The sequence below is a fragment of the Bartonella japonica genome (assembly GCF_040545385.1).
Taxonomy (GTDB): domain Bacteria; phylum Pseudomonadota; class Alphaproteobacteria; order Rhizobiales; family Rhizobiaceae; genus Bartonella; species Bartonella japonica.
The window spans coordinates 1-5,105 of record NZ_JBEPLT010000034.1; the positions used below are offsets into that span (position 1 = coordinate 1).

At 37.4% G+C, this 5,105-nt stretch carries 1 protein-coding gene; it reads right to left on the reverse strand.

What is annotated here, in order from left to right; genetic code table 11:
- Window positions 1-4,916: DEAD/DEAH box helicase (locus tag ABID39_RS07580; protein WP_354187535.1), on the reverse strand; the 4,916-nt coding region annotated here is incomplete at its 3' end.
- Window positions 4,917-5,105 lie beyond the last annotated feature (189 nt).

Consider the following 5,105-nt stretch of genomic DNA (forward strand, 5'->3'; position numbering starts at 1 on the left):
AAACTTACGGTAATAACCCTCTGAAATAACTCTAGAGGGTAGGCAGGGTTGCCAATGGTTTCAACAGCATAGCGATTGGCATCATTCACAATACCGCTCTTTTTATCTGTTTTAACACATTGACGTCCCATAACCCATTCAAGAGCGGGTTTGCCATTGATGATATATTCATAAGCTTCAAGAGGGATATCTGTTATTGTGATATTGCTGTTATAAAAAACAGTTGATTTATCTTTCTCTTTACTATTCTTAATTTTTGCGAATTTCATTTCAGTTACATAATAAAACTTTTCGGGATTAGAAATGTCAGTTAATTTTGGATTACCCTTTTTAAATGTGACTGGATAAAGCTCTACATCTTCATAATTCATGTGCAAATGACCTAGTTCACGTCCTGCTGTTACAAACTTCCAAAAATCATCAGCAGTTTTTACGCAAGGGATACGAGGCAGTTCTTTAGAAAGGTTATCAGCATAACGAGAGCGATAATCTTCCGAATGAAGCAAACCGTAAACATAATAGAACAAATCATCTTTAGTGATTTTTTCATTAGGATAAGCCGCTTTAAAATGGTCTAGACCTTCATCAGTTATGGCATCATGCCTCTGTAAACCAACAGTTGTGCTTTCTTCTGTAGAATGCATAAATAAATGGGATTGTTTTTCACTTTTACTTTTTGAAACTGGAGTGTCTTCGTAAAAATATCTTGGAAAGCATTGTCCATTATCTATTGCATAATAATCAGGTAAACTTTTTGTCATCAAAACAGAAAATCCACTTCTTGCTCCTACAGAAGAAATTTGTATCACCCTATTTAAAATAACATCTTCCATGGGAAACATATATGGTATTTGACAGACTGCTTCATTAAAGATGCGATTGTAATAAAGCCATTGCTGCGTAAAAGGACGATATAGGCTTTGAATAAGGCATGTCTCTTCAAATTCAAAAACTTTTCCTTTTGTTAACTGTTGTTTTAGCTTAAGGCTCCAGCTAATTTTTTTTGTATCCGTGTTAACAAAATTATCTACAGCATTTATACGTGTTTTGCGATCAGAATGTGCATAAGTATTATTAAAACGCTCTACTTCGCTATTATAGAAACTAATCATATTACTCATATTTTTTGCAAGAGATATACAGCTTGAATTATATGCCCAAGCGTCACGATTAGTTTTTAGACCACAAGAAAAATTTTTAAAAAGCTTTTTATTACGTTCTTTTCTATCCCCCATAGATAGAAATGCCTTGAAACTATCATCACGTTGACCAAGCCAATCACCATGCTTGTCTGGTGTAATGAGTTGCCAGCCTTGTTCATGGGTAATACCATCAATACTGTAGAATTCGTCAAGGATCTCAAGTTTCCTTTTAGTTGTAAGATTACTACCAATGTCGTGATAGTAAATTTTACATGATTCAGTCACATTGGGCTTTTTGATAAAGAGCGTTATAGCGATACCGGTCATACTACCATTGCCAAAAACATTTTCACCTTCTTGAGCAGCTCCATTACTTAACATATTTTTACGGATATCCCCCCGTAAATTAAGCACATAAATACTCGTAAACTCTTTGGCTAAAGATTTTCGTAAACCGTCCATTGTTGGCTTTTCTACATAACTAGAACCAGAAACAAAGCCGACTACTCCAGCATTACCAATACGGTCACTAGCCCAGCGGATAGCACGTATATAACTGTCGTAAAGTGCTTGCCTAAGACTTGCTTTAGATTGAGCAGCATAAGTTTCACGAATACGGTCATTTAATATCGGGTAAGGGGTATTCTTTGCATTGTCATTAGCACTTTTTTGACCTGTTGAATAAGGAGGATTGCCAACAATAACTTGGATATCTACTTCCTGCTGTTTTTTACACCGCTCTGAATTCTCAAACATATAGTGTGTGAAGAAATCTTTTTCTTCAAGCATCAAAAACGTATCAGTTAAACAAATTCCTTCAAAAGGGATATACTCTCCTTTCATAAGACTATGATAGGTCGATTCAATGTTAATCGCTGCTATGTAATAGGCTAGCAAGACAATCTCATTGGCATGAATATCATGACGGAATTTATATTCCATATCCTCTGGTTTGATGAGTTTGGATTGTAAAAGCCGTGTAATAAAGGTCCCCGTTCCAGTAAAAGGGTCAAGAATAGAGACGCCTCGAGAACTTAAGCTTTTTCCAAACTCTTGCTCTAAAACATCATTGACGGAATGTAAGATAAAATCAACTATTTCAATAGGCGTATAAACAATCCCAAGTTTATCTGTTGTCTTTTTGAATGCCTTGGTAAAAAAATCTTCGTAAAGTTTGATAATAAGATTCTGTTTTGCTTGCGTCTCAATAATCTCCTCTGTATCATCCTTTACACTTTGATAAAATTTATCAAGATCTTTGGCTTCGTCTTTAATATTCATCTTATCAAGTTCTCTTAAGATCTTTTCCATCGCTTGCGAGATGGCGTTTTTACTCACAAACTCATTTCCACCAAACAAGGATTCAAAAATAGGACGTGTCACAAGGTGTTGCGCCAACATCTCGAGAGCATCCTCTTGTTCGATACTGTCATTTAAACCGTTCTTTAATTCTTTATGAAAGGCATCAAAAGCGTGAAAGGCTTCACTCTTTTTATCAGCGAGTATGCTTTTAAGACGAATAATATGATTTTGTGCAATTGCAGCTACATTGCCAGCCCAATTTCCCCACTGATTAGGCTCTCCACATTTTTTGACAATGATGGGCTTAATAGCACGCGATAATTCATCAACATAAAACTCGAATTCTTTTTGTCCTTTATCGTTATGAGAATTTTCACTTGCTACTGAACCAATATGAAGCCCAGCACTTTCCGATTTTGCGTGGAAAGAGAGTTCGTCAACAACTGCGGTCATTGCTTGTGAAGCAGGGTCAAAAGTGACCCCTACAATCTCAAACACATGACGAACATTTTGGTCTAGCTCTAAGGCTTTTATTTTGTTTTTAAAGTTGTCATCATGAGCACGCAAAGCATTGAGAACTTGCCAGATGACATCATACTTTGTATTGTTTGCTAAAGCCTGTTGTGGTGGAATATTAAAGGGAATACCAACGGGTAAAATAATATAGCCTGTTGTTTTACCTTCTGCGCGACGCATCACGCGCCCCACAGCCTGTATCACATCCACATGACTTTTACGCGGGTGTAAAAACATAACCGCATCAAGAGCAGGGACATCGACGCCTTCAGAGAGACATCGGACATTGGTTAACACACGGCAGTTATTCTCATCTGTCTCTTCTTTAAGCCAATCAAGTAATTTATTACGTTTTTTGCCATTAAAGGTTCCATCAATATGTTCAATCTCAAAATTGAGGGAGGTTTTACTTTCTGGAACAAATTTATGATATTCATCAATGGCGTCATTGAATACTTCACTAACTCGTTGAGACGTATTGACATTTTTACAAAAAGCCAGAGAACGACGCATAGGTTTTATGCCATCTTCTTCTTTCTTTTCTATTTGGGAAAGCGCTTTGTAGCAGCCAATGATTTTGGTTGTATCATCAAGAATAAGTTCGGAATTTTTATCTTTAAGGCGTTTCTGAATCGTTGCGTTAATAATTGCTTCATCAACAGCCAAGACGATAACTTTATAGGGTGTTAAAAGTTTATCTTTTAGAGCTTTTGAAAAAGTATAAGTGTAAAGATTTTTTCCATAGAGCTCTTCATCATCCATGGACGCCAGAACAGCATCAGATGCGTCAGCCTTCTTTTTCAGCTTGTCGGTAAAGATCTTAGGGGTTGCCGTCATGTACAGACGTTTTTTGCCCCGAATGATGCTGTTATCATGAACCTTGATAAATTCAGATTCACGCTTGTCTGTTCCTAACACAGCTCCAGTGGTACGGTGTGCTTCATCACAGATGATCAGATCAAATTCGGGTAAATCATACTTTTTTTGCGCATCCGAAATCACTTGGATTGAATGGTAAGTAGAAAACACCACGGTCATTACATCAAGAGAAGTTTTATTGGCTTTACGCGCAAGCTCTTTGGCATCGGTAGTAGCCGGTAAAACAAGGTCTGATGCATCGAGACCAGCTTCATCATCATTTTTATTCTTACGACGCTTACCCACCTGTGTATCCGAACACACGGCAAAGGAACGCAAAGGCACTTGTGTATCTTCTGTCCATTCACGAATTGTTTGAGAGATAAGAGCAAGAGAGGGTACCAAAAACAAAACACGCTTGCCTGTTCCTGCTATGGTTTCTGCTATCTTCAAACTGGTGAAAGTCTTGCCCGTTCCACAGGCCATAATCAGCTTGCCACGGTCTGCTTCTTGTAACCCTTCACAGACTTTCTCAAGGGCTTCTTTTTGATGATCTAAAAGCTTTTTCTTCGGTTGCTCTTTAAGGACGGCTTGTCCTTGTTCTTTATAAGCCCCCCAATCGATTTGACTGTTTTCCAAATCAAAAAGGTTTATGCGTTGAGGGCGGATTTCTTGCCCCTCACAAGTCCGTTCAACATTGTCACTCCACTCTGTTTCGGTGCTATCAACCAGTATGCGACGGGTGAAGATCTTTTTGCCCGAGGCAGCAATAAAACTATCAATATCTTCTTTTTTAATTATGTGAGAAGCGTCATAGCATTTACATTGAATAGCCGCATAGCCTCCTTCATCACGGATTGTAGCGACCAAATCAATCCCAATATCGGTTCCATCTTCATCATGCTCTTTAGCCCATTCATAATAGGTTTGAACCTTTTCGTATTCTTGCTTTTGAAGAGGGTCTTCACTCAAATAAGCCATGACAAGGTTTTCAAACATGGTTCCTAATTCACGAGGTGATTTAGCTCTTTGACGATAATACTCTAAGAGAGAGCGTAAAGTGACGTGTTCATTATCGGACTTAATAGATTGAAGCATAAAGAAAGCACTCCATAACGATATATTCTGTTGAATTAATTCTCTTCAAAAGAATCTAAATGAAGCTTATTAAATACATTTTGAATGAATGGTGAAAAAAATGCAGAAAAAATGCAAAAAAAGCGGATAATTTTTTTAAAGAGTTTTTAAAAGGCTATTTATCCACAGCCCATGACATGGAATAAGATT